The organism is Pseudomonas sp. PDM04 (assembly GCF_014851765.1).
Classification (GTDB): Bacteria; Pseudomonadota; Gammaproteobacteria; order Pseudomonadales; family Pseudomonadaceae; genus Aquipseudomonas.
Map to the genome: position 1 here is coordinate 86,481 of NZ_JACVAI010000007.1, position 23,132 is coordinate 109,612.

36 protein-coding genes are annotated in these 23,132 nt (G+C 57.9%); 28 read left to right on the forward strand and 8 right to left on the reverse strand.

Features of this window, described 5'->3' with window-relative positions; genetic code table 11:
• Positions 1-430: 430 nt before the first annotated feature.
• From IB249_RS24975 to IB249_RS24985, 3 genes are all read right to left on the reverse strand, one after another.
• Positions 431-1,150 (reverse strand): hypothetical protein, encoded by a 720-nt coding sequence (locus tag IB249_RS24975; RefSeq protein ID WP_192308415.1) that lies wholly within the window; start codon positions 1,148-1,150, stop codon positions 431-433.
• A 164-nt stretch (positions 1,151-1,314) separates the two neighbouring features.
• A complete protein-coding gene (locus IB249_RS24980) occupies positions 1,315-2,190 on the reverse strand; it encodes a hypothetical protein (RefSeq protein ID WP_192308416.1) in 876 nt (291 codons plus the stop codon).
• Positions 2,168-2,665, reverse strand: a complete 498-nt coding sequence (locus IB249_RS24985) for a hypothetical protein (RefSeq protein WP_192308417.1) — start codon at positions 2,663-2,665, stop codon at positions 2,168-2,170. Before IB249_RS24985 ends, IB249_RS24980 begins: the two co-directional genes overlap by 23 nt.
• A 100-nt stretch (positions 2,666-2,765) precedes the next feature.
• Here IB249_RS24985 and IB249_RS24990 point away from each other — a divergent pair, with 100 nt between their 5' ends.
• A complete protein-coding gene (locus IB249_RS24990) occupies positions 2,766-3,005 on the forward strand; it encodes a transcriptional regulator (protein WP_192308418.1) in 240 nt (79 codons plus the stop codon).
• On the opposite strand, the gene IB249_RS24995 is transcribed toward IB249_RS24990, so the two are convergent.
• On the reverse strand, positions 3,002-3,208 hold the full coding sequence (locus IB249_RS24995) for a hypothetical protein (RefSeq protein ID WP_192308419.1): 207 nt from the start codon (positions 3,206-3,208) through the stop codon (positions 3,002-3,004). The genes IB249_RS24990 and IB249_RS24995 overlap by 4 nt on opposite strands.
• Positions 3,209-3,271: 63 nt before the next feature.
• Between IB249_RS24995 and IB249_RS25000 the strand changes: the two genes are divergently transcribed.
• From IB249_RS25000 to IB249_RS25050, 11 genes are all read left to right on the forward strand, one after another.
• A complete protein-coding gene (locus IB249_RS25000) occupies positions 3,272-3,892 on the forward strand; it encodes a hypothetical protein (RefSeq protein ID WP_192308420.1) in 621 nt (206 codons plus the stop codon).
• A 65-nt stretch (positions 3,893-3,957) separates the two neighbouring features.
• Entirely contained in the window at positions 3,958-4,764 is an 807-nt protein-coding gene (locus IB249_RS25005; protein WP_412548026.1) for a Rha family transcriptional regulator, read from the forward strand.
• Position 4,765: 1 nt separating this feature from the next.
• Complete coding sequence (locus IB249_RS25010) at positions 4,766-5,737, forward strand: phage replication protein (RefSeq protein ID WP_192308421.1); 972 nt, start codon at positions 4,766-4,768, stop codon at positions 5,735-5,737.
• The gene (locus tag IB249_RS25015) at positions 5,724-6,512 is read left to right on the forward strand and encodes a hypothetical protein (RefSeq protein WP_192308422.1); all 789 of its coding nucleotides are present in this window, start codon (positions 5,724-5,726) and stop codon (positions 6,510-6,512) included. The genes IB249_RS25010 and IB249_RS25015 overlap by 14 nt, the downstream gene beginning before the upstream one ends.
• Entirely contained in the window at positions 6,512-7,012 is a 501-nt protein-coding gene (locus IB249_RS25020; protein ID WP_192308423.1) for a hypothetical protein, read from the forward strand. Before IB249_RS25015 ends, IB249_RS25020 begins: the two co-directional genes overlap by 1 nt.
• Positions 7,009-7,296 carry a hypothetical protein gene (locus IB249_RS25025; protein ID WP_192308424.1) on the forward strand — a complete coding sequence of 96 codons (288 nt, stop codon included), beginning with the start codon at positions 7,009-7,011 and terminating at the stop codon, positions 7,294-7,296. The genes IB249_RS25020 and IB249_RS25025 overlap by 4 nt, the downstream gene beginning before the upstream one ends.
• A gap of 70 nt (positions 7,297-7,366) precedes the next feature.
• Positions 7,367-7,837, forward strand: a complete 471-nt coding sequence (locus IB249_RS25030; RefSeq protein ID WP_192308425.1) for a hypothetical protein — start codon at positions 7,367-7,369, stop codon at positions 7,835-7,837.
• The gene (locus IB249_RS25035) at positions 7,834-8,103 is read left to right on the forward strand and encodes a hypothetical protein (RefSeq protein WP_192308426.1); all 270 of its coding nucleotides are present in this window, start codon (positions 7,834-7,836) and stop codon (positions 8,101-8,103) included. Before IB249_RS25030 ends, IB249_RS25035 begins: the two co-directional genes overlap by 4 nt.
• Complete coding sequence (locus IB249_RS25040) at positions 8,100-8,696, forward strand: recombination protein NinG (RefSeq protein WP_192308427.1); 597 nt, start codon at positions 8,100-8,102, stop codon at positions 8,694-8,696. The genes IB249_RS25035 and IB249_RS25040 overlap by 4 nt, the downstream gene beginning before the upstream one ends.
• A complete protein-coding gene (locus tag IB249_RS25045; RefSeq protein ID WP_192308428.1) occupies positions 8,693-9,238 on the forward strand; it encodes a hypothetical protein in 546 nt (181 codons plus the stop codon). The genes IB249_RS25040 and IB249_RS25045 overlap by 4 nt, the downstream gene beginning before the upstream one ends.
• A gap of 14 nt (positions 9,239-9,252) precedes the next feature.
• A complete protein-coding gene (locus tag IB249_RS25050) occupies positions 9,253-10,089 on the forward strand; it encodes a hypothetical protein (protein WP_192308429.1) in 837 nt (278 codons plus the stop codon).
• Positions 10,090-10,388: 299 nt separating this feature from the next.
• Here the strand turns inward: IB249_RS25050 and IB249_RS25055 are convergent, their stop codons facing one another.
• Both IB249_RS25055 and IB249_RS25060 read right to left on the reverse strand, forming a co-directional pair.
• Positions 10,389-10,814 (reverse strand): type II toxin-antitoxin system HicB family antitoxin, encoded by a 426-nt coding sequence (locus IB249_RS25055; RefSeq protein ID WP_192308430.1) that lies wholly within the window; start codon positions 10,812-10,814, stop codon positions 10,389-10,391.
• A 68-nt stretch (positions 10,815-10,882) separates the two neighbouring features.
• Positions 10,883-11,065, reverse strand: a complete 183-nt coding sequence (locus IB249_RS25060) for a type II toxin-antitoxin system HicA family toxin (RefSeq protein ID WP_085637950.1) — start codon at positions 11,063-11,065, stop codon at positions 10,883-10,885.
• Positions 11,066-11,262: 197 nt separating this feature from the next.
• On the opposite strand from IB249_RS25060, the gene IB249_RS25065 reads away from it, so the two are divergent.
• On the forward strand, positions 11,263-11,595 hold the full coding sequence (locus IB249_RS25065; RefSeq protein ID WP_192308431.1) for a phage holin, lambda family: 333 nt from the start codon (positions 11,263-11,265) through the stop codon (positions 11,593-11,595).
• A gap of 59 nt (positions 11,596-11,654) precedes the next feature.
• Positions 11,655-11,885, forward strand: a complete 231-nt coding sequence (locus IB249_RS25070; RefSeq protein ID WP_192308432.1) for a hypothetical protein — start codon at positions 11,655-11,657, stop codon at positions 11,883-11,885.
• Positions 11,886-12,182: 297 nt separating this feature from the next.
• Here IB249_RS25070 and IB249_RS25075 read toward each other — a convergent pair whose 3' ends face one another.
• The gene (locus tag IB249_RS25075; protein ID WP_192308433.1) at positions 12,183-12,386 is read right to left on the reverse strand and encodes a hypothetical protein; all 204 of its coding nucleotides are present in this window, start codon (positions 12,384-12,386) and stop codon (positions 12,183-12,185) included.
• A gap of 75 nt (positions 12,387-12,461) precedes the next feature.
• Between IB249_RS25075 and IB249_RS25080 the strand changes: the two genes are divergently transcribed.
• The 4 genes from IB249_RS25080 to IB249_RS25095 are packed head-to-tail and all read left to right on the forward strand — an operon-like array spanning position 12,462 to position 17,071.
• Entirely contained in the window at positions 12,462-13,061 is a 600-nt protein-coding gene (locus tag IB249_RS25080; protein ID WP_192308434.1) for a hypothetical protein, read from the forward strand.
• 2 nt (positions 13,062-13,063) lie between these two features.
• A complete protein-coding gene (locus tag IB249_RS25085) occupies positions 13,064-14,551 on the forward strand; it encodes a terminase (protein ID WP_192308435.1) in 1,488 nt (495 codons plus the stop codon).
• Complete coding sequence (locus IB249_RS25090) at positions 14,551-16,011, forward strand: DUF4055 domain-containing protein (protein ID WP_192308436.1); 1,461 nt, start codon at positions 14,551-14,553, stop codon at positions 16,009-16,011. The genes IB249_RS25085 and IB249_RS25090 overlap by 1 nt, the downstream gene beginning before the upstream one ends.
• Positions 15,986-17,071: a minor capsid protein gene (locus IB249_RS25095; protein WP_192308437.1), complete on the forward strand. Its 1,086-nt coding sequence runs from the start codon at positions 15,986-15,988 to the stop codon at positions 17,069-17,071. Before IB249_RS25090 ends, IB249_RS25095 begins: the two co-directional genes overlap by 26 nt.
• On the opposite strand, the gene IB249_RS25100 is transcribed toward IB249_RS25095, so the two are convergent.
• Positions 17,072-17,584: a hypothetical protein gene (locus IB249_RS25100; RefSeq protein ID WP_192308438.1), complete on the reverse strand. Its 513-nt coding sequence runs from the start codon at positions 17,582-17,584 to the stop codon at positions 17,072-17,074. It lies immediately after the preceding gene.
• 99 nt (positions 17,585-17,683) lie between these two features.
• On the opposite strand from IB249_RS25100, the gene IB249_RS25105 reads away from it, so the two are divergent.
• From IB249_RS25105 to IB249_RS25150, 10 genes are all read left to right on the forward strand, one after another.
• Positions 17,684-18,391, forward strand: a complete 708-nt coding sequence (locus tag IB249_RS25105; RefSeq protein ID WP_192308439.1) for a hypothetical protein — start codon at positions 17,684-17,686, stop codon at positions 18,389-18,391.
• 11 nt (positions 18,392-18,402) lie between these two features.
• Positions 18,403-19,371 (forward strand): major capsid protein, encoded by a 969-nt coding sequence (locus tag IB249_RS25110; RefSeq protein WP_192308440.1) that lies wholly within the window; start codon positions 18,403-18,405, stop codon positions 19,369-19,371.
• A 52-nt stretch (positions 19,372-19,423) separates the two neighbouring features.
• On the forward strand, positions 19,424-19,726 hold the full coding sequence (locus tag IB249_RS25115; RefSeq protein ID WP_192308441.1) for a HeH/LEM domain-containing protein: 303 nt from the start codon (positions 19,424-19,426) through the stop codon (positions 19,724-19,726).
• A 3-nt stretch (positions 19,727-19,729) separates the two neighbouring features.
• Positions 19,730-20,233: a DnaT-like ssDNA-binding protein gene (locus IB249_RS25120; protein WP_192308442.1), complete on the forward strand. Its 504-nt coding sequence runs from the start codon at positions 19,730-19,732 to the stop codon at positions 20,231-20,233.
• Positions 20,234-20,250: 17 nt separating this feature from the next.
• Positions 20,251-20,622, forward strand: coding sequence for a hypothetical protein (locus tag IB249_RS25125; protein WP_192308443.1), 372 nt, complete (start codon positions 20,251-20,253; stop codon positions 20,620-20,622).
• Positions 20,619-21,275 (forward strand): hypothetical protein, encoded by a 657-nt coding sequence (locus IB249_RS25130; RefSeq protein WP_192308444.1) that lies wholly within the window; start codon positions 20,619-20,621, stop codon positions 21,273-21,275. The genes IB249_RS25125 and IB249_RS25130 overlap by 4 nt, the downstream gene beginning before the upstream one ends.
• Positions 21,272-21,688: a phage tail terminator-like protein gene (locus IB249_RS25135; RefSeq protein ID WP_192308445.1), complete on the forward strand. Its 417-nt coding sequence runs from the start codon at positions 21,272-21,274 to the stop codon at positions 21,686-21,688. The genes IB249_RS25130 and IB249_RS25135 overlap by 4 nt, the downstream gene beginning before the upstream one ends.
• Before the next feature lie 71 nt (positions 21,689-21,759).
• Positions 21,760-22,407, forward strand: a complete 648-nt coding sequence (locus IB249_RS25140) for a phage tail protein (RefSeq protein WP_192308446.1) — start codon at positions 21,760-21,762, stop codon at positions 22,405-22,407.
• A 9-nt stretch (positions 22,408-22,416) separates the two neighbouring features.
• Positions 22,417-22,800 carry a phage tail assembly chaperone gene (locus IB249_RS25145; RefSeq protein WP_192308447.1) on the forward strand — a complete coding sequence of 128 codons (384 nt, stop codon included), beginning with the start codon at positions 22,417-22,419 and terminating at the stop codon, positions 22,798-22,800.
• Between the two features lie 47 nt (positions 22,801-22,847).
• A complete protein-coding gene (locus IB249_RS25150) occupies positions 22,848-23,120 on the forward strand; it encodes a DUF1799 domain-containing protein (protein WP_192308448.1) in 273 nt (90 codons plus the stop codon).
• Positions 23,121-23,132 lie beyond the last annotated feature (12 nt).

Below are 23,132 nucleotides of genomic sequence, written 5' to 3' on the forward strand. Positions count from 1 at the left end.
GTTTTCCCAATGCACCCGTCACCAGGTGCATCAGTGAAAAATTCCGTGTTGCTCTCCGCTCCATGCGCGGCGCCTCGGTTTCCCCACCTGGCCGGCGTCACACATTTCGTGTTCGGTGTTCTTCGCCGGCTGGCTTGCATGGTTTGGCGTCCTCCCATATGGGGAGTCCGGCAGGTTCCAGAGCCTGCATGGAGATCGAAATTTGTGTTTCGCGCTGTGCCCGTTGCCGGGGATCGATCCGCGAAGATTCCTGATTGTTAAAGAGCGGCGGGTCTGTTGAGTCCCTACGCTGCGTTCGTCGCTGCGATGGACTTAAATTAGCAAGTGCTAATTCATATCGCAATAGCAAATGCTAAATTATTTTTCTGCGGGCGAAAAAAAGCCCGCTGGAAGGCGGGCTGCTTTTTGCTGATTGGTCGTCGAAAAGGCTTTAAGCCACGTTTCTCCACCAGTCTATGGTTAGGTTTGCTAGGACATCTACCGATGCAGCTTGGATGATTTCAATCCCTGATTTCGATAGGCGGTCAAGCTGACGGTGCGTCGTCTCGTAATGTTTGCTGAACTCCTTCGCATCCAACCCTGACTCCGCCGTCGGAACAAGAACCGACATCGATGCTTTCTGCCGATTCGTGTTGCTATTAACCAACAACAGATCGGCGGAGGCTTGAAGAAGATTGTTTTCCACTACTAGAGGGCTTTTGTACCAAGCGGAAACTATGCCGCCGGCGGCAGTATCACTGAGCAGGGGGACATCCACCTCAATACGATGACCAGAATGCATTTTTAGGTTGAACCGTGAATCCTGAATGATTTTGGATGCATCAAGATGCATTTTCTCTTTCATGATTTCGAAAACGGTTTCGCGCACCTTGCTATTTGATCGATAGCGGAAACCAGCGTCCTTCTGCCTTTCATGAGGCTTGCCAAGAGTAACGACATCGAAGAAAAACTCGTCGACTACGGCTTCGGCAGTCGCTCCGGACGCGTACAGGGCTTTGCCAATTCGAATCGAATCGCTGAGCATTTCAGGTAGGTTCTGAGGGCCCACCTCCACGATAGTTTCTTCGATGTCATTCAATAGGTAGGTCAAATCATGAGGGTCAATCCTGCCTCCGTATAGGCACTTGATTCGATCAAACGAATCAAGCATCCGAACCTCGACCCTGCCTTGATATGCAAAAAGAACCCCGACGTTTAGGAACTCACCAGTGTCCTCATCAAGACAGGCAGATATAGGGCGCCACTCGCCCTCAAGCATCCTGCTTGAGGGTTCGGATGGTTCGCTTAATCGGGCGCGAAGCCCTGCGACTGAGTTCATAACATTAACCCTGCTGCCTTGGCATATGGGGCCGGATCCAGTCGGCCATCAATTAGAGCTATGATAGCCTCAACGTCAGTCGGTTCGAAAAAATTCGACAGCACGCTTTTTGAAGCTATTGCTCCAGCAGATCTATAGCTCGAAGCGTAAGAATTAAGGGCCATCAGTTTGCCGCTTGAGATGGGCAACAGCTCACTCCACCGCGGCGTGAATCGATTGATAAAACTCTCAAGTACGTTCTGAGCTCGCCACGGCATAGACCCTACAGACCCTGGCGTCCAATTTGGGTAAGCCAGGATGCGACCATGATCTATCAGCATGAGAGCTCCAAGGCTGGCTTGGAGAATATTTCCCATATTCCGATCTGAGTTAAGCAACCAATCATCGAACGCCACAATCTTCGCAGCGTCGGCATGCTTTGCAAGGAACTGTGCAAGGCGCCGAAGTCTGCGCTCCTCGAGGGATGGAAGGTTGATGCCAGACAAGTGCCGCTGCTTAAGGTTTGGGTGCTCCATATCCTTGCTGAACCAACAGAGATAGCTTGGTTGAATAGAGCCGCCAATCTCTTCGAGCTCAGAAAGCAAATCTTGCGGAAGTTGATCCTTACCTAAAGCAATAATGCCGGCGATGCTTGGAGTTGAAAGCCCGCACGTAGATGCCAGCACATAGCCCAGAGCCTCGCTTACGATCTCCTGATTTACAACTGGCTTCCCGGTGTCAGGACAAGCAATGAAGTCTGTGAGCGGCTTTAGATAACAGCGCTCTGATTCGCCATTTATACGAATTTTTGCGCGCAGAATCGGGCTTATGCCTTTGCTGGCAGGGGCTCTCAAGTGACCAGAAAATGCGTCACGCTTTAGGTAGTGAATCATCGCTTGCTAGCCGCTCCCTGAGGCGCTTATGGCTCCGTGCCGATGCCAATGCCGGTTGTTTGGAAGCTCCTGTCTCAAATCGACTGGCAATTTGATCGAGCAGTTCAATATCGGAATCGCTTAGCCGCCCCTGGGCGGCAGCATTAGCGATTTTTAGAAGTATCTCTCGAGATCTTGGGGTAGCTATCTCCGCAAACTGAGCAGCCTCATTGGCTACTGCGGCACGCGGCATATGATCCGAAAGAGTGGCCACCGATGACCCATCTGGATCGATGATTGGATTCTCAAGAGTCCCTGGCAGGAGGGAAATCTTGGCCTCCATATTGCGGGCAGCCCGCTCCCCTAGGTTTCGATGACCATTTAGGACTTGCGATAAATAGGACGGATCTATGTCGTACCGGTTCGCAAAATCCTTCAGCTGCATATCGCCGATGATCCGCTTTAGCACGACTATCCGTTTTTCGTTGGTTTCCATCTGCAAATAATCGCCTTCCGTTAGCAAACAGTAAATTACTGTTTGCTATTGCGTGTTGCATTAGCAAACGCTAATCTGTCGCTAGACATTGGAGGTGCATATGAATCTGCACGAATTTATCAAGCCGTTGGGAAAGGCCGCTTTGGATGCCTTCGCAGTCGCCTGTCTTACGACTGCAGGTCAGCTGAAGCAGGTTGCCTATGGCAATCGCCGGCCAAGCGCATCCCTAGCCATCAACATCGACCGCGAATCAAAAGGGCTTGTGACCTGCGAAGAGCTTCGACCCGACATTGATTGGGCCTACCTGCGAAGCACTGAGCCAGCCAAAACCGCCGCTTAAACCCGCTTCGAGCTGAGCGAGATCGTCGCCTGCTCGAAGCCTCGGAGGGCATCTCGGCCCAGCTGGGTACGCAACAGATCGGCCTTCGATTCAAACGCAGGCCAAAGCCTGAGCTGAGAAGACAAGGGCAGGGTGGATGCCAGGGCAGCCACAAAGCAGCAAAGGGCGGTTATCTCGCCCTGCAGTTCTGAAGAGTCGGTCATGGATGCGTCCCTGATCAGTAGTAGCGATTTGGCATGAACCCAGAATACGAACGAGAGAGCCCCATGAATACGTCCAGTTCAAGACAAAGCGTTCAAACCCGTGACCAGGTGCTGGTCGCTCATGCTCAAAACCAGATCGCCCGCACCAGCTTGAGCCAGGACGATTTCGCCCAGGCGCTGAGCCGGGAAATTTACCTGCGCGTTCCGGCCTTGAAGATCGAAATGGCCAAGGTGCCTGACTTCGACGAATTGGCCCGCCAGAACGACGTAAGCGCATTCGTGAAAGCGACCGGTCGCTGGCTCAAGCGTGTTCAGCGCTGGCTGACCGGCGATCAGGAAATGCCGTCGTGGCTTGAAGAGTCTTGGGTGAACGCCCTTGAGCCAGAATTTCGCGATCACTGCATCAACGAGCTGGCGGGCCGCCACGGCCTTACCGGCGCCCGCCAAATGCAGAGCGAGCAGTGTGCGAACAAGAGCTTTGGCGCGCTGATCCGGGCGCTCGGTGATGTCATCGACACCGGCAGCGAAGTGTTCGATGACCAAGTGATGTGCGAAGCCGATCTGCCGCATCTGCCGGCTTTCGTGACTCAGTGCCGCCAAGTAGAAGCGCGGGCAGGGGAGCTGGGCCGGAAGGCCGAGTCGCTTTTGGCGAAGCATCGCCCAAGTTTGAAATCTATCGCCTAAAACCCAGGCACAAAAAAGCCGGGATTGCGCCCCGGCTGATTCATTACAACTTGATGAGGCCGATTATGCAGAGCCAGCCAAATTTCAGCAATCCCCCAACCGATGTCGCGACACGATTTGCAAATTCTGAAAACGTGTCGCGTACCACCATGTCTTCCCGTGAGATCGCAAACGTCACCGGCAAACGTCACGACAACGTGAAGCGGGACATCATTGCAATGCTCAAAGACCTGAAAGTAGATGCACTCAGTTTTGAGGACATCTATCTGGACGGCCGCAACCGCGAACAGGTGCAATACCTGCTCGATCGTGAACACACCGACTGCCTTCTCACGGGCTACAGCGCCCCATTGCGCATGAAGGTGATTCGCCGTTGGCGGGAGCTGGAACAGCAGCAGGGCGCCCGCGAACAAGTGCTGCTCAACGGCACCAAGGTTGTCGGCGAGATCGCCATCATGGAGTGCTTCACGCGGCTGCTGAAGCCGGCGGCGTCTTGCCAGATGGCAATGCTCACGAAGATTGCCCAGAACAACGGCCTGGACCCGAAGTTTCTACCAGGCTACGCCGTCGACGCCGCGCCGGATGCTGCCGGCGGCTCCTCGATGCCCACCAAGTCGGCCACGGCCCTCTTGAAAGACCATGGGATTCGCTACGCGCCGGCGGCGTTCAATCGCGCCCTCGCAGCCAAGGGATTTCTCAAGCAACTGCAGCGCAAAAACTCCAAACAGGAAATGGTCGACTTCTGGTCTGTGACCGAGAAGGGCCTGGCCTACGGCAAAAATCTTACCAGTCCTCAATCTCCACGCGAGACGCAGCCTCACTGGTACGTCGACCGCTTCCTTGAACTGGCCAAATTGGTCGGGAAGGCCTGATATGCAATTCACCGTAACGATCAACCAGGTGAAGGCGCTGGAGTGGGGGCTGAACTCCCAGCAGGCCCTGCTGTTCGCCTTCGTCTATGGCTGCCCAAGCTGGACCAAGCCAATCAAGACGGACGTTGGGATCTTCTTCGCGCTGAGCAAGGCCAAGATCATCGAGGAGCTGCCCCTCCTAACTGACAAGCCGGACACCGCTTACCGCATGCTGAAGGCCCTGGAAGAGGCCGGTTTGATTGAGCTTTCCAGCACCTCGAACATCACGTTGTTTCGCCTGACCGATAAGGCGATTGAGTGGAACCAGAAACTTGATGGGTCGGAAAAATATCCGACCCCACCGAAGAACGAAGGTCGGAAAAAAATCCGACCTACCTCGGAAAAAAATCCGAGCAAGGTCGGAGAAAAATCCGAGCCAGGGTCGGAAAAATCTCCGACAAATCAGGATACCAATCATCAGGGTACCAATCAGGATACCAGTCAGGACTTGCAAGACGGCCCGGACAAGCCGGCCCGCAATCTGGTGCTGGTGGTTGATCGCACCGATGCTCCCCGCGTCGAGATTCCCGCCGACATGCCCGGACCCAAAGACCAGACCTGCAAAACCTTCAAGGTCTGGGCGAACTACGCCATGGCCTACCGCAAACGCTACAGCGCTTGGCCGGTGTGGAACGCCAAAGTCGGTGGCCAGCTCGGCCAGTTGGTCGACCGCCTCGGCGCCGATGTCGCCCATCACGTCGCCGCTCACTTCCTGAAGACCAGCGACGCCGCCGTTCTGCGCAAGTGCCACAGCCTCAACGAGCTGCTGGCCAACGCCGAGAGCTACCACACCCAGTGGGTGACCGGGCAACGCATCAACGGGACAACCGCACGCCAGATGGAGCGGACCGAGGCAAACCACTCCGCAGCGGAGCAGGCCGCCCAGATGGTTCTGGCCAAGCGCCAAGCAGGTGACCGCAATGAATACCTCTGAAATGAACGACCAGCAGGTTGCCGGGCTCGCTGCTGCCATCTGCGCCACCGCCGAGGCCATGGGTCAGGAAATGAACCCAGGCACTGCGGCGATGATGGCCGAGGACCTGTGCTCCTATCCGGTGCCGGTGGTGAAGGCTGCGCTGAAAGCCTGCCGCTTCGAGGTGAAGGGCAAGCTGGCCATGGCCGACATCCTTCAGCGCGTCCAGGTGGCCGACGGTCGCCCGGGCAAGGACGAGGCATGGTCGATTGCTTTGTGCGGACACGACGAAAGCGAAACTGTGGTGCTGACCGCCGAGATCCAGCAAGCCATGACCGCCGCCGCGCCGATCCTTCGGCTGGGTGACAAGGTTGGGGCCCGTATGGCGTTCATGAGTGCTTACGAACGCCTGGTAACTCAGGCTCGCGCCGAGGCGGTTCCGGTGTCTTGGAGTGTTTCGCTTGGCCATGACCCAGTGCGACGAGTGACGGCGATTGAGTCGGCGGTGCGCATGCAGCTGATCACGCAAGAGGCCGGCACCCAGTACTTGGCAGACCTGCGCATCGCGCCAATCACCACCGACGGCCAGGCCATCGCCGGGCTTCTGACCGGTGCGGCCTTCGAGGCTTCGCCACACCTTCGCGAAAAGCTCGCCGAAGTCCGCCGGGTCGTCGATGCAGCCAAAGCCCGACTGGACAGCCAGCGCCTCAAGAAGGCCCAGGCCGGTCGAGTCGATACGTATCTGCGCAAACGCAAAGCCCGGCAGGCCATTGCGCAATTCAGGGAGCGCTTCTGATGACTCCCGCCAAACAAGAAATCCTCATGCAGGGCCAGACCGGCGTAGCGAAGAAGGTCTACGAGTGCGTGCCGATCAATGAGCCTTGGACCTCGTCCCAGGTCATGACGGCCATGCGCAACCTGACCGGAAGCACGCCGGACAACCGGATTGTCTCGGGCTGCTTGGTCAGCCTGGTGGATTCCGGCCTCGTTAAAAAATCAGGGCGCGACCAGTTCCAGCGCATCGCCGTAGACGCAAAGCAGAAGAATCAGGAGTCGAGCATGGCCAAAGCAGAATTGAAACTCGAAGTCGTTTCCGAGAAGAAAGCCCAGGGCACCCCATTGGAGATGTTGAGCGAGTTGGCCGGAGAAATCGCTGGGATGGCCAATAACCTCAAGCGCTTGGCTGGTCGAGTTGAGGATGTCGCGCTTGTAGTCGAGCAGGAGCGTGAAGGCAATGCCGAGGCTGTGGGCAAACTGAAGCAACTGCAAGAGCTGCTGAAGGGTATCTCGCAATGACCATCGACAAACAGAAACTCCACAAACTGCTCTGGGCCGAAGCAGCCTCGTACCGCACCGACTGCGCAGACTGGAAGCACAACACCGAGTTGCTGCAGGAATTCCTCGGCGAGAAAACCGTTGAGGAGGTGGCGCTGGAACTGCTGGCAGAGAACCAGGCGCTGATTGGCGGAATGACGAGAATCATGCGCACCACCCATTTGGGTGACCCAGCTTTCTCGATTGCTTGCGAGGTGGTCGGTGAGCTTGGGCACGTCACTGCCACTGCTGGAGGTGCCCGATGACTCTGCCTCCAATTCTGCTGGGGTTCGCCATCGGCCTGATCCCATTTCTCATCGCTGTGGCGGTGCTGCCATGAGCGAGAAGATCAGCGTCAACAGCACCGCCAGGCTTTCCCAGGCGATCACCGCGCTCAGCGCCATGTACCGCGACGAGAAGTTCGTCGTGGTGTCACTGCGCCCGGGCAAGGACCGTACGCTCGACCAAAACCGGCTGTGGTTCGCGATGTACAAGCGCATTGCCGAGATGACGCAGCTCGGTGACGCCTCCGACGCTCGCCACTACTGCAAGCTGCACATCGGCGTGCAGATCCTGCTGAACGAGGACGCCGGATTTCAGGCTGAGTGGTACCGCGTCATGCGCCACCTGCCGTACGAAACGAAGCTGTCCATGATGGGCGGCTGCAAGCTGTTCGGCCCCGACGGGTTCCCGGTGACCAGCCTGTTCAACCGTGCCCAGGGCATCGCCTACACCGACCGGATCGTCGCGCGCTTCGCTCCACAGGGCGTGTATTTCGATGACCTGCTGAGCCAGGAGGCCGCATGAACCATAACTTCAAGCCGGGCGACCTGGCACTGACGCTGGTTTCGAAATATCAGATTCCGGCCATGGCTACTGTTTCGCTGGTCGTGTTCATTCCTGCCGGGGAGGGGGCTATCGAGCCCGATGGCTGTTTGTGGTTCGCTCCGCACGCGGGCTGGGTCGTTGGGCGTGATGATGAAGACGGCTACGGATTCTTCAGGGCGACAGACCTGATGCCATTAAGGGGCGACTTTACCCCAGAGCTGCATAAAGCCAAGGAGGCTGTATGACCATCGAACGGAAGCCAGCCAAGCCGAAGAAATGCCGCGTTGCAACGTGCAAGGCCTCATTCGTGCCCCGGCGTCTGGGTCAGGCGGTATGCAGCCCGGCATGCGCACTCATAGACGCACCGCGCCACCAGGAGAGAGCGCGCAAGTCGCTGGACCAGGTCGAGCGCCGCGAGATCAAGGTTCGCAAGGAGGTTCTGAAGTCCCGTGGCGACCATATGCGTGAGGCTCAGCAGGCATTCAACGCATACATCCGCGCCCGGGACAAGGCCGCCGGCCATCTCTGCATCTCCAGCGGCAAGCCATTGGACTGGAGCGGTAACGCAGTAGATGCCGGCCATTACCGCAGCGTTGGATCAGCGCCGCACCTGCGCTTTGATGAGCGCAACTGCCATGCACAAAGCAAGCAAGACAACCGGTTTCTGTCCGGCAACGCCGTGGACTACCGTATTGGCCTGATCGCGCGCATCGGCCAGGCCGCCGTGGATGAATTGGAGTCGGATCAGTCGGTGAAGAAGTACACCGTCGATGAATTGAAAGAAATCAAGGCTCGATACCGGGCAAAGACCAGAGAGCTGAAGGGGAGAGCAGCATGACCTATCGCAACGTGGTATCCGCAGTTGTTCGGGCGCTGGCCGCCGAAACCATCAACTCTGCCGGCGGCTGCGACTTTGAGCCCAAGGTTCAATGCGCCAAGCAGAAGGGGGAGATCGTCGGAAAGGAGGCTGCATTCCTCACCGACTGCTGGGTGTTCGGCCGGCTGCACAAGTCGCTGTCGGCGGCGCACTGGCGGGCGCTGGTGGCGAAGTACTCCACGCACACCGAACGCAAGCATGCAGCGATCGCGGAGCTGACGAAGGTTATGCGCTCACCGGCGCCGGAGCGGTTTCTGCATTGCGCGATCGTGACCTGGGCTCTCCCGAAGCTCGCCGGCGTCGACGGAAAACGCTCGACCAACGTACTGCCCGCCGGCTGGTATGAGATGGACAACTGGTCGGACGAGCCGCACCCGATCAAGACTCAGGAGCGCTGGCGTCGCGACATCCGTAAGGCTCTGGAGCGCGAAGTCGATGAGGCTTTGGAGTGCGCTCAAACGTTACTGGATGCAGAGGAACTCATTGAGACAAAAGCTGCTTGACTGGCAGTGAGCCAATGAGCCATTATCCACCCATCCTGTCATTCCTGCGCGTGTTGAGGAGTGCAGTAAAAGCCCAACCGCCAAAGTTGGGCTTTTTTGTGAGCGTGAAAAAATTCGAAACACCAGTATTTACAACTTTGGTCTCACTGGTTGCGGTCCTGGGCCCTTTCTCTTATGGGGTCCTTGCACTCTATGAAATCGGAAGATTGGGATATTTCAACGCCCCAGTTGATTTCCTGCAGTTGGGGTCGTTTGGCTTCGCTGATGTAATTCTCAAGGCGTACCCATCGGTGATTCCGATGGCTGCAGTGGTAGCTCTTTCCCTGAGATTTTTATGGCTGAAAGGCATCCACCGAGCATATGCGGCTTTGCACATTGTTGGGCTGTTCGCTCTTTTACTTATCACTCTTGTTAATAGCGCGGGCTGGAAGATATTTTGGATTTGCGTAGCTGCCGTTGCTGTGCTGTTTTTATTAATCAAAAGTCCGCCTGCACCGCCGGAGATGGGCAATGAGCCTCAAGATAACGCGAGGCCAGTAGAGACAAGAGATCAGAGGTTTTGGCGAATCGCTCGGTTGTGTCCTCCACTGGCGTTTATCGTCTTTATCTTTGGTTGGATGGTATCTGCTTACGGTGCAAAAAATGCCGAGCTTGAGGCTTTCTACTGGTGCACCAAGGATGAGGTTGTCCTCGGGTTCTACGGAGATAAGGCGCTCACGTCCAAATTGCAGAACGGTGATATTGGTCATACTTTCTCAATTCGCGACGTTAAGACGTTAACTGAGCTGAGTTATCAAAAAATTGGGCCACTTAAAGTCGCTCCGCTTTGGAAGCCTGCTCTCGGCAGATAAAATCCAGCAATCAGACGTTTCACCAGTCGCCCAGCGATCTATTTAAACGAACAACACAGCCCGCCAAAAGCGGGTTTTTTATTGCCTGGATTTTACCTGTAGCCAGGGCAGCCTTCGGGACAACCTGGACGTCGATAGCCGGATAGTGCGACGTACGGAATCAACACCGGCAGCCCGCGCACCCTGTTCCATCACACGCTTGCAGGGTGGCGCGAGACTGGTTCTGTGAGATCGATGCATTGGGGCGTCGACGCGGAGACAGTCTTTGGCGGACAGCGCGGAAAGACGCGCACACCTATTCAGGCAGCCTCGACAGACAGAGCAATGCGTTTGCCGAGAGCGCCAAGCGCCTTCTCGATTGCTTCCATTTTTGATGTATGCAGGAAATCGACCAGGCGATCACCTTGAGTCTGCGAAACCCCGAGAAGTCGGCACAGATCGGCCTTACGCATATCGCGAGCCATCATCTCGTTCCATAGAATAATCTTGGCCACGGTGACCGCCGGCAGCCGGACGACATGCTGTCCTGGAGCGGGTACGGAGGCTTCCGGAATCGACCGACGCTGATCCACATAGATGGACAGGGCGGTCTCGATACCGTCCACCGACTCCCGCAAAGCGTCGGCGATATCGTCACCTGCGCTGTTGAGCTCTGGAAGGTCATCGCAGGTAACAGCGACACCTGGGTTTTCGTCTTCGTGAATCGTTACTGGGTAGTCAAACATTTCTAGCCCTCCAATCGGCGGCTCTCTGTTGAATGTTTGGTGGGTGATGAATGCGAGTGAGCTGGGGCTCATTCAAGCCCCAGCTGTTTGATGATTCCTTTGCGGGTCGGTTCTTTCATTTCTTTTGAGCCGTGATCCGCAAAGACCGTTTGCTTGCCGTTGTAGTAGATCTTGAAGTGGCTACCACCTTTGCCTGCTTCGAAGATCACCCCTCGGGCCTTCAACCATCGCCTGAACTCGCTGTACTTCATCACCTCGCCTCGTTGTTTGGATAAGTCCAGATTACCACAATTTTGTGGTAATACAACGTTTTTGTGGTGTTTATGAAATATCGGCCTCGCCACCTGTGAGGTTTTCTCGTTTTCGGCTCCACCACACCCATTGCTCCGAGCTGGGAGTGCTGCTGGGGCCGGATCTACTTCGCTTCCCGAAAGGGAGGGATACCCGGATGCACAACATGCCAGACAAACCGGACACTTGGGCGATAGCGCTTGCGTGGTTGAGCCAGCACTCGCCGATTCTCTTCGCGGCTGGGCTTTCCTGCGTCATGGCTATCCTGCGCATCACCTATGGCGGTGGCACGCGTCGCCAGATGTTGGTGGAAGGCGCGATCTGTGGCGGGCTAACCCTGACAATCATCAGCGGCTTGGACTTCTTCGGCTTGCCCCAGAGCATGGCCACATTCGCCGGCGGCTGGGTTGGCTTCCTGGGTGTGGAGAAGATCCGCGCCATTGCTGACCGAGTGACTGACTTCAAGTTGCCGAGCCGCAAGCCTGAGTAATCCGCGACACGTTTCGCGAATCAGCAAATTGTGTCGCGACACGCGACGAGGAGAGCAGCATGGACAACCAGCACAAGAAGATTACCGGCTATCGCGACCTGACCCAGTCCGAAATCGACGGCATGAACTCGATCAAGGCTCTGGAAGCCGACGCCGGCAAACTGTTCAAGCAGATCGGTCAGATTGAAGGTGTCGATCCGCGCTTGCTTGCGTTGGCCAAGACCAACTTGCAGCAGGGCTTTATGTGGTTCGTGCGCTCGATTGCCAAGCCTGCCGATCCATTCAGCTGAGGCCCACACGACGACCATTGGTTTTTGGTGGCGTCCTTACTGCCATTTAACGCTGACGTTAGTGAATCGCATCAGTTCGAGTGAGTGTTGAAGAGACGTGGAGCCGATGATTTGACCGCCTTTGCCGAGGCCGAGGACCTCCAGAAGCAGCTCGTGAGCATCTATTTGCTCAGGCGCCTCGCCAATTTTTGTTTGTGGGGCCTTGGCATACTCGTAGCTCAGTTCGTATCTATGCATTGTTCGCCTCTGCGAGTTCAAGCGGGTAGGTGTGCCGCAGGTGAGTGCGGCACGGGTGGATCACTTAACTTTCAGTGCTTCTTGGATCTGGTCTGCGTAGTTGGAGAGGTTATCAAGCTCTCTTGGGATATTGAGGCCTTCTCCGCCTGAGGCCTTGCTTGCAATCAGTTCTAAGGCGACCGCTACGGCATGTGCACGAGCAGCATCTGGGGTACTTCGTGGTCCTGCGGCGGCTAAAATTGCGCTGTGGATTGTCTCGGACATGTGGCTCTCCTTGCTATTAATTGATCCTTACCAATACCGGCAACCAGCCACTATTTCAAGACCCCGAGAACTTATATGACAGCCAAGCAACCCGACTGGGAGGCGATCGAACGAGCCTACCGGGCTGGTGTGCTTTCCATCCGAACTATCGCAGAGCGTAACGGCGTCAGCGATACCGCGATTCGCAAGAAGGCCAAGGCCCTGGGATGGGCGAGAGACCTTTCTGACCAGGTGCGCAAAGAGGTTCGCAACAAGCTGGTTCGCGGCGAGGTTCGCGATGATCAATGTGCGAACCCCGAGCGTGACGCCGAGATCATCGAAGAAGCGGCGGAAGAGGGCGCGACGGTTGTTCGCAGTCATCGCCGTGACATTCGCAAAGCCACGAACCTTGCGAACCTGCTGATGGATGATCTGCTTTCCACTATTCAGCGGCGCGAAGAGATCGAAGAAGACATCGAGGCGGAAACCTCCGAAGACAGCAACGGTATGCGCCGGGCTTCAATGCTTGCTGCCGTGTCGTTGCCCAGCAACGCCAAAACCCTTTTCCAGTTGTCCTCGGCCATGAAGAACCTGCAGGTGCTCGAACGCACCGCCTTCGGCCTTGATGACAAGGAGCAGTCGAAAGACGCCGACGAACTTTCGCAATTGATGGACGAACTATCGAAGGACGCCTGACCATGAAGCCCGAGCACATGAAGCTGCTCCGGGACCGATACTGGCGCTTGAACAACCTCTACTTCATCACTGACAAGCAAGGGAAGAAGGTCCGCTTCCGCATGACGCAGGAGCAGATCGATTACTTCCAAGGGATGCACACCAGGAACATCATCCTCAAGGCGCGGCAACTGGGTTTCACGACGCTGGTGTGCATCGTCCAGTTGGATGCGGCGCTGTTCGAAGCAGCGAAGTGCGCACTTATCGCTCACACCCTGAACGATGCCAAGCGCCTGTTCCGGGAGAAGGTCAAGTACGCCTACGACAACCTGCCGAAAGAGATCAAGGCGGCCAACCCGGCGCGGAATGATGCTGCCGGTGAGCTAGTGTTCAGCAAGGGCGGTTCGCTCTACGTCTCGACCTCGTTCCGGGGCGGCACGCTGCGTTACCTTCACGTTTCCGAGTTCGGGAAGATCTGCGCCAAGTTCCCGCACAAGGCTCGTGAGATCGTCACCGGTGCCTTCGAGGCTGTGGCCGCTGAGTGCTTCGTCACCATCGAGTCCACGGCTGAAGGCCGGGCCGGGTATTTCTTCGATTACAGCCAGTCTGCCGAGAAGCAGCAATTGGCCGGCGTGCCCCTGGGCCTGCTGGACTGGAAGTTCTTCTTTTTCAGTTGGTGGCGGAACCCGCTGTACTGGTTGGAACCGGCCGGTGTGGTGATTCCGGACCGGCTGACCAAGTACTTCGACGACTTGAGCGCCAAGCACGGGATCGTTACCAACCCAGGACAGCGCGCCTGGTACAGCGCCAAGGAGAAGACCCTCGGCGACGACATGAAGCGCGAGTACCCGTCGATTCCTGCCGAAGCATTCCAGCAGACGATAGAGGGTGCCTACTACGCCAAACAGTTCACCAAGCTCTACGCGGCCCAGCGCATCGGGAAGCTGCCGGACAACAGCCACCTACCGGTCCACACGTTCTGGGACATCGGCGTCGGCGATTCCACAGCGATCTGGTTCGTCCGGATCGTTGGCGACGAATACCACGTCATCGACTTCTACCAGAACAGCGGTGAAGGCCTGCGGCACTACATGAAGGTGCTGAAGGACCGTGGCTACACCTACGGCGAGCACTGGGGGCCGCACGACATCGACAACCGGGAATTCGGCAGCGATGGCAAGACCCGCCGCGAACTCGCCCGAGAGGGCTACGAGATCGACGGCCAGCGCTATTCGATGACGTTCCAGGTTGTTCCGAAGCTGGGCATCGATGAAGGCATCGAGCAGGCCCGGGAAATCCTCCCCAAATGCGCGTTCGACGAATCCAAGTGCGAGGAAGGCATCACCGCGTTGGAGAGCTACCGCAAGGAATGGGACGACAAGCGAGGGTGCTGGAAGGACAAGCCCTTGCATGACTGGTCCTCTCACCCGGCAGACGCCTTCCGGTACTTCGCAGTCTCCAAGAGCGCCAGGAAGCCGGTCAAATCAATCAAAATGGGATTCGCACGCTAATGGCAGACGTCACATACACCCGCCCGGAGTACGACGCGGCACAGTCCCGTTGGCGGCTGGTGCGCGACGTGTGCAAAGGGTCCGAAACCATAAAGGCTCGTGGCGATGTCTATCTCCCGAAGCCCAATGAGCACGACACCAGCAAAGAGAACCGGGAGCGGTACAAGGCTTACAAGCAGCGCGCGGTGTTTTACAACGCCACCGGCCGGACAAAACACAGCCTGGTTGGCGCAGTGTTTCGCACTTGGCCAACTCTGACCGTTCCCGGCGCTCTCGACTACGTGTCAAAGGACATCGACGGACAGGGCGTGAGCATCTATCAACAGTCGCAATCGGTCATCGGGCATTTGCTTGAGGTTGGTCGCCACGGGCTGCTGGTGGATTACGCAGCCGTCGAAGCAGGCACGGTGAGTAAGGCGGATGAGCAGGCCGGACGCGCCAGGGCGAACGTTGCCAGCTACCCAGCAGAGGCCATCAGGAACTGGAAAACTCGCAAGGTCGGTGGTCAGCACCTGCTGAGCCTGATTGTCTTGCGCGAAGAGGTGGACATCGATACCGATGACGGCTTCGGCAGTGAGCGTGTTGTGCAGTATCGAGTGCTGCGCCTGGACGACGCCGGCGTCTACACGCAGGAGGTCTGGCAAGAGGGCAGCAGCGAGACATCGTTAATCATTCCGCCTTTCACGCCACTGAATGGCCTTGGGCAACCATGGAAGTTGATCCCGTTCCAGTTCCTGGGCAGCGAGAACAACGACACCAGCATCGACGATTCGCCGCTGTACGACATGGCCGTGCTCAACATCGGCCACTACTGCAACAGTGCGGACTATGAGGATTCGGTGTGGTTCTCCGGACAGCCACAGTTTTGGATTTCCGGGCTTGATGAGGACTGGCGCGATCACTTGGAAGAGAACGGCATTTATGTCGGCTCTCGGGCACCACTGACGCTCCCGGCCAACGGTTCGTGCGGCTTTGCTCAGCCTGAGCCGAACACTCTCGTCAAAGAGGCCATGGATGCCAAGAAAGAGGATATGGTTTCTCTCGGCGCCCGATTGATCGAGCGGGGCAGCGCGGTGAAGACCGCGACCCAAGCCGACAACGACAGCGCCGCTGAGCACAGCGTCCTGTCGTTGGTGGTGAGCAACGTCAGCGAGGCCTACAGCCAATGCCTGGTCTGGATGGCCGAGTTCGTGAATGCCCCGGGCGAAGCGCTCTACAAGCTCAATCAGGACTTCAGCCAAATCGCCCTGGACGCCACGATCCTTGCAGCGCTGTTCAACGCGGTGCAGGGCGGCAAGCTGCCGGCGGGAGACTTCTGGCAGTACCTGCGTGACCGTGGGGTTATCGACCCTGAAAAGACCGACGAACAGATCCGCGACGAGCTGGAAACCGAAAACCCTGGGCCTGATCTGGATGATGACGAGGTAGACGAGGATGGCGGTAAACCAAGCGATCCTTGATGCCACGATTCGGCACGCGGTGTTCCTCGAGCAGTTGAAGTCGGGGGAGGTCGCGAAGTTCGCGCCTTTCCTCAAGGAGATCGATCGCTCGATTCGCGAGCGGCTGACCCGGGCTGACCTGACGGATTACACCGTCGCCCGCTTGGAGCGGCTGCTGAGCGAAGTCGACAGCATGCTCCTGGGCATCTTCGAACGGTACAGCGAGAAGCTGAACCTCGACCTAGTGGACATCGCCAACTACGAGGCCGAGTTTGAGGCGACCAGTCTAACCCGGGCGGCGCCGGTCGGTGTGTCGTTCGACGCTGCGGTGCCAGGTGCTGCTGCAATCAGGGCAGCCATCCTCACTAACCCGCTCAGCGTGCGCGGTGCTGACGGCGGCAAGCTGCTCAAGACCTTCATTGATGGCTTCACTGCTACAGAGCGACAACGCCTCACAGGCGCGATCAGGCAGGGCTTCTTCGAAGGTCAGACAAACTTCCAGATCATCAAGAACATTCGCGGGACCAAGGCGCTTCAGTACAACGACGGCATCCTGGCCACGACGAACCGCAACGCCAGCGCCATCGTACGGACGGCGGTGCAGCACGTCGCCACCCAGGCGCGCATGGAGACGCTGAAGGCGAACTCCGATGTTGTGCAGTCGGTGGAGTGGGTCAGCACCCTGGATTCGAAGACCACCAGCCAGTGCCGGACGCTTGACAAGCGCCGGTTCAAGCTGACTGAGGGGCCTAGGCCGCCGATCCACATCAACTGTCGCTCGACGGTGGTGGCGGTGACGCGCTTCAGTGCGCTGTTCGCCGAGGGCGCCACCAGGGCATCCATCGGTGACCGAGGTGCCCAGCAGGTGAGGGCAGACCTGAGCTATTACGACTGGCTTAAACAACAACCGGCGGCGTTTCAGGACAAAGCTATTGGCCCGGTTCGGGCGAAGTTGTTCCGTGAAGGCGGCCTGAGCATCGAGCGTTTCGCCGAGCTGCAGCTTGATCGCAATTTTGCACCGCTCACCCTGGTGCAGATGAAAGCTCTTGAACCGCTGGCATTCGAAAGAGCAGGAATCTGATTAGCAATTTTTCCTCATGGACTCAAATTTATCCATTAGAGCTTTGTATTGCGCGTTCCACTTGTCCATGTTGTCGCCAATGGCTTCATTGTTTTTTTCGATGTTTTTCTTTTCCTCCTCTGTTTTTTCAGTGGAGAACTTTTCTATAAGTTGTAAGGCGATAATTCTGGGGGTCCGGTTCATGTCGTCATCTAAAAAAGAGCTCAATGAAAATGCAGCAGTTGCGACTGCATCAATACGCTGCTCCAAATCATTATCTGGCTTAACTCTGTGGGACCCTATCGAATACAGGTTGCCTTGAGCTGCAAAAAATGCGTCGACCTTATTACGTATCATTGCCTCCTTCGCATCGATCCTGACTAGGCAGGATTGGTGATTGCTAGCGGATGAAGTTTGGATAGCAATTATCCAACCAGTTCCTGCGGACAATAACGCACCAAAAAGGGTGAATAAACCCGTATACAGCCCTACGCGGAGCTCGTTATTCGGTTTTTTATTCGTGTTTGTTGTCATTACGTAACTCCTTCTTAAAAGAAAATTGGCAACAACGCATAGCAGTAAAGCACTTCTAACGCAGGCAGGGCCTGCACCTACGTCTCTGGGAGACAATCAATGCTGAAATTCCAACTGGATACCCTGGAAGGGGTAGATGAAGCCGTGCGCGCTCTTTACACCGAGAAGGACGGCAAGTTCGTGCTCGGCATTGAAGGTCTGCCGCAGCCTGAAGATGTCTCGGGCTTGAAATCCAAGGTCCAGGAACTGCTGGACGAGAAGAAGGCCGCCGACAAGGCACGCAAGGATGCTGAAGAGCAGGCCCGCCTCGATCGCGAGGAGGCCGCTCGCAAATCCGGTAACGTCGAAGAGCTCGAACGATCATGGACTGAAAAATACAACCGTCGCGAAGCTGAGCTGAACGGCATGCTGGAGCAGGAGCGCGGAACGCTGAGCGGACAGATCCGGGATCTGACCGTCGGCCGTACCGCTACTGACATCGCGTCTGCCCTGGCAATTCCAGGCAGCGCCAAAGCCCTGTTGCCGCACATCGAGCGCCGCCTTGGCGTCGAGCAGCGCGACGGGAAGCCTGTTGTGGTCGTCCTCGACGCACAGGGCAAGCTCTCGGCGGCAACGCTGGACGAGCTGAAAGCAGAATTCGCAAATGACGTGGCGTTCGCGCCGCTCATTGCAGGTAGCAAGGCATCGGGCGGCGGGGCCGGCGGTGCAGGTGGTGGGGGCGGGGCCCCGAAAGGAAACATCGGCGGCACCAAGGCGGAACGTACGGCGGCGATCGCCAGCCGGTTCCCAGATCTCCCTCAATCGTAAGGAAATAATCCATGTCCCTGTCTCAAATGCAGGTTTTCAACCAGTACATCATGCCGGCGACTCTCGAGACGCTGGACCAGATGACTGCTGCGTTCAACGCTGCCAGCAATGGCGCGATCATCATCTCCGCCGAAGGCTTCACGGGTGATTTCCTGCAGGAGTCCTTCTTCCAGACTCTGGGCGCCGCGCAGCGTCGTGTTGACCGCTACGCCGCCAACGGCGCCGCGCCGATCACTGATCTGACCGAGCTGAAAAACTCGTCCGTCAAGATTGCCGGCGGCTTCGGTCCGGTTCGCTACGAGCCGTCGCAGATGACCTGGCTGGAGCGCCCAACCACTCAAGGTGTGGAAGTCGCGTCCCGGGCCTTCGCGGAAATTCTGCTCAAGGATGAGCTGAACACCGCGATCGCCGCCCTGGTTGCCGCGATTACTGCCCAGTCCGCAGCGGTGAACGACGTGTCGGCTACCGCTGGCATCACTCAGGCAGGCTTGAACAACGCACACGCGAAGTTCGGTGACGCGAGTCAGTCGCTGGTCGCCCAGGTGATGCAGGGCACTACCTGGCACAAGTTGGTTGGCCAGGCCATTGCCAACTCGACCAACCTGTTCGTCGCCGGCAACGTCCGCGTGGTCGATATCCTGGGCAAGATCAGCGTGGTGACCGATGCCCCAGCGCTGATGCAGGCCGGCACGCCGAACAAGGAAATCATCCTGTCGCTCGTGTCCGGCGCTGCGCTGGTGCATGACAACCGTGACCAGATCTCGAACGTCAGCACCACCAACGGCAAAGAGCGTATCGAAACCACCGTTCAGACCGATTACACCTTCGGTCTGGGCTTGAAGGGTTACACCTGGGACACCACCACCGGTGGCAAGTCGCCAACCGACGCCGAACTGGCGACCGGTACCAACTGGGACAAGACCGCCACCAGCATCAAGCACACCGCCGGTGTGGCGCTGATCGGTGATGCCTCCAAGTAACCTTCAATGACTGCGCCGGGGCACAATGCCCTGGCCCAGCGGAGTGGCAAAGATGACTGATAAAAATGTCTGGTATCTTCCGGGCCCATTTCACCGCTACAAGGATGATGTGAAGGCCTTGGCCAAAAAGGCCGGCTTGCGCATCATCGACGCGAACGTGACGGAAAGCCGCGACAATGAAGCGGAGAGCCCGCCCAAGGCGAAGCTGAAGCCTGAATACGCTGAGGGCGAAGCCGAAACCAATCCTGCGAAGATGGGTGTGGCAGAATTGCGCGAATGGCTGTCCGCTCAAGGGGTTGAATTCGACCCGAAAGCACCGAAGGCTGACCTCGTCAAACTCATCCCAGCGGAATAACTCATGGCACTCATCATCGAGGACGGTACCGGCAAACCTGACGCCGAAAGCTATGCATCCGCCGAGGACCTGGCCATGTACGCCGTGAAGTTCGGCGTGGTCATCCCGGCGGAAGTGCTGGCGCAGGAAGCGCTGCTTCGCCGGTCCGCCTTGGCGATGGACGGCATGACCTGGAAGGGCAAAAAGATGTCGAGCGACCAGGCGCTGGCCTGGCCACGTCGAGGTGTCTTGCTGGATCAGGAGATCAAGCCCGACAACTACCTGCCCGCGCGCATTCAGTATGGGCAGATGGCCCTGGCCGCCGAGATCCATCAGGACGATATCGACCCGGTGGAGAAGCGGAAGGGCGCGATTACCCGCGAGCGCGTGGAAGGCGCTGTCGATCGCGAGTACGCGACGATCCCGAACACTAGCGGCCGACTGCTGCCGGCAGCGCCTGATCGGCCGAGTGCTACGCAGTTTGCTGACTACCTACAGAAGCGCGGGCTGTTCGCGGTGCGCGCATAGCCGAACTGGAGACAACCATGGCCACCTTCTACGACGAAATGGCCGTGATGGCTCTGGAGATGATCACAGAGTTCGGCCAGCCGGTTACCATTCGGGCAATCACCGTCGGCGAATACGACCCAGACACTGGTACCGCACCGCCGGACACCATCACCGAACAAACTGCCCAAGGCATCCTGCTCGACTTCAGCGGTCAGGAGTTCCAGAACAACAGCCTCATCAAGCAGGGCGACAAGAAACTCAAGATTGCCGCGCAGGGGCTGGCATGGGCGCCTGATCTGCTGAACAAGGTGATCGTCCAGGGGCGCACCTGGTCCATTGTCCCGCCGCTGAAAGAGATCAATCCAGCCGGCACGCCGATTCTGTACGAGCTGCAGGTGAGATCGTGAGCCGCGCGGGCGCCGGCCAGTCCGGAAGCTTCGCGCTGAGTCTTGCGGAGTTCGCCGCCCAGGCCACGGAAGCTATTGATGCCAGCCTGCGCGAGATCATCATCGAGCTGGGCAGCAGCGTCATTCGCATGTCGCCGGTGGGGAATCCCGAAATCTGGGCGGCCAACGTCGCACACAGGGCTGCCAACAACCGAGCGGCCGATGGCTATGACTTCAAGGTCGCGGTGCGAAACACCGTCATCAATCTGACCGACAGCAACTTCACCAAGTCCGGCAAGCTCAAGCGCGGCGTGAAGTACGCTAAGCCCCTGACCAAAACGGAGCGCGACCAAAACTTCAATGTGAATGGGTTGGTCGCCGGCAAGGATTACGTCGGCGGGAGGTTCCGGGGAAACTGGAACTTCTCGATCGGCTATCCCGACAACAGCTTCCGGATTCATCCGGACCCTACGGGAGAGGCAGCCACCGCTCGGCTGGTCAACGGAGCGATTGAGTTCAAGGCTGGCGAAACGGCCTTCATCGTGAACAACTTGCCCTACGCGATTCCGCTCGAGTTCGGCCATTCGACCCAGGCACCCGGCGGCATGGTCCGCATCACTGTGGCCCGCTTCCAGCAGATCGTGCTGGAGGCCATCAGGAACAACCAGGTATGAGCCACAACATCATCGCTTCGATCTACGAGGCCAGGCTGATCGCCTGGGCGAAAGCCTTGCCGGTGCCGCTGAAAGTGGTGGTCGAAAATGAGGCCTACGCACCGAAGGACGGGGAAACCTACCTGAAGGCCTACACGCTGCCAGCCGACACCGCGAGCAACACGCTTGCCGGCGACCACAAGCTGTACACCGGCGTGTTCCAGGTCAGCATCGTGACGCCGTCCGGCAAGTACCGCGGCGCGGCCGGTGCGCTGGCAGACCAGATCGCCGTTCTGTTCCCACTGTATGAGCGCAACACGAAAGGAGCTTTGACCGTGGTGACCATGAGCCCGGTTGATCCCGGGCCTGGGATATCGGTAGACGCCACCTACACGGTACCGGTCTCGTTCTTGTACCGCGCCGACACCAACTGATTTAGCCCGTTGGGCGAACCCCAGAACCCGCCATTGAGCGGGTTTTGTCATTTCTGCAAAGAGGAAACCCCATGAGTGTCAAAATTCCCAACGGCACCACATTCGAGATCGCGGCAACCCTGAGCGCTCCGAAAGCATTCACCGCGATCAGCAATGCCAAGCCGGCGGTGCTCACTGCGGCGGCACACGGGCTGACTGATGGCGACGTGATCGTGATCGATTCCGCCTGGGCGAAGCTGAATGGCAGACCTGCCCGAGTTATCGATTCGGATACTGGTGAGTTCTCCGCTGAGGGCGTGGACACCACCAGTGTGAAGAGTTACCCGGTGGGGTCTGGCGCGGGCACTGTCCGGGAGGCCACTGGCTGGACGCAGATCTCCCAAATCACCGAGCCCACCGCAAACGGCGGCGAGCAGCAGTTCCTGACTTACGGCTTCCTTGAAGATGACGATGACCGTCAGCTGCCAACGAACAAGTCGGCCAGCAGCATGACGCTGCCTGTGGCCGATGATCCCGCCCAGGCCTATGTTTCGATTGTCGAAGCGGCAGACGAGGACAAGGAGCCCCGCCTGATCCGCGCAAACCTGCCGGGCGGCGCGACCATCTATTACTACGCCTATGTGTCGATCACCGCGACCCCGACACTGAGCCGTAACAACATCATGACGCGGACCATCACCTTGTCGTTCGCCTCCCGCCCAACCCGTTACAACGCCTAAGGGGTTCCCATGGCAAAGTTTTCCATCGCGCCGAAACCGACGTTCACCGTTGATGTGGCCATCCCCCAGGTGGGCGGCAAGCCGGCCATGGTCCCGTTCACGTTCAAGTATCGGGACCGCACCGAACTGGCTGAGCTGTTCGACTCCTGGAAGGAGAAAGCTGAGGCCCTCGGCGAGCGCTTCAACGGTACCGAGTCGACCATGTCTGAGGTCACTGCTGCCGAGGTCGAGCAAGGTGTCGCGCAGATCAAGGACCTGGTGGTGTCGTGGGGCTTTGGCGACAAACTCAACGATGAGTCGATCACCGCATTGGTGAAAAGCTGCGTTGGCGTTTCGGACGCAGTCGTTAAGGCTTACAGCGACGCCTTCGGCAAAGCCCGCCTGGGAAACTGACCGCCGCCGCCCGTGCGCTGTATGAAGGCGACAGTTCCGCCGAGCAAATGGCGGTGTTCGGCTTCTCGCCCGATGACTATGACGAAACGTTCGAAGTCTGGCCGGATAACTGGCCATCCTTCCTCGTCATGGATGCCATGGGAACTCAATGGCGCACTGGTGCGTGCGGCGCAACAGGTCTTGATTACGGCGTGCTGCTCAGTGTGATGCGGCTCGTCGGCGTCCCGGCGAAGGATCGCCCCCGCGTGTTCCAGGACATCCGGGCCATGGAGTCGGAAGCCATCGCGGTCATGGCTGAGGCGCGCGATAACAGCCCGTAAAAACGGGCACTT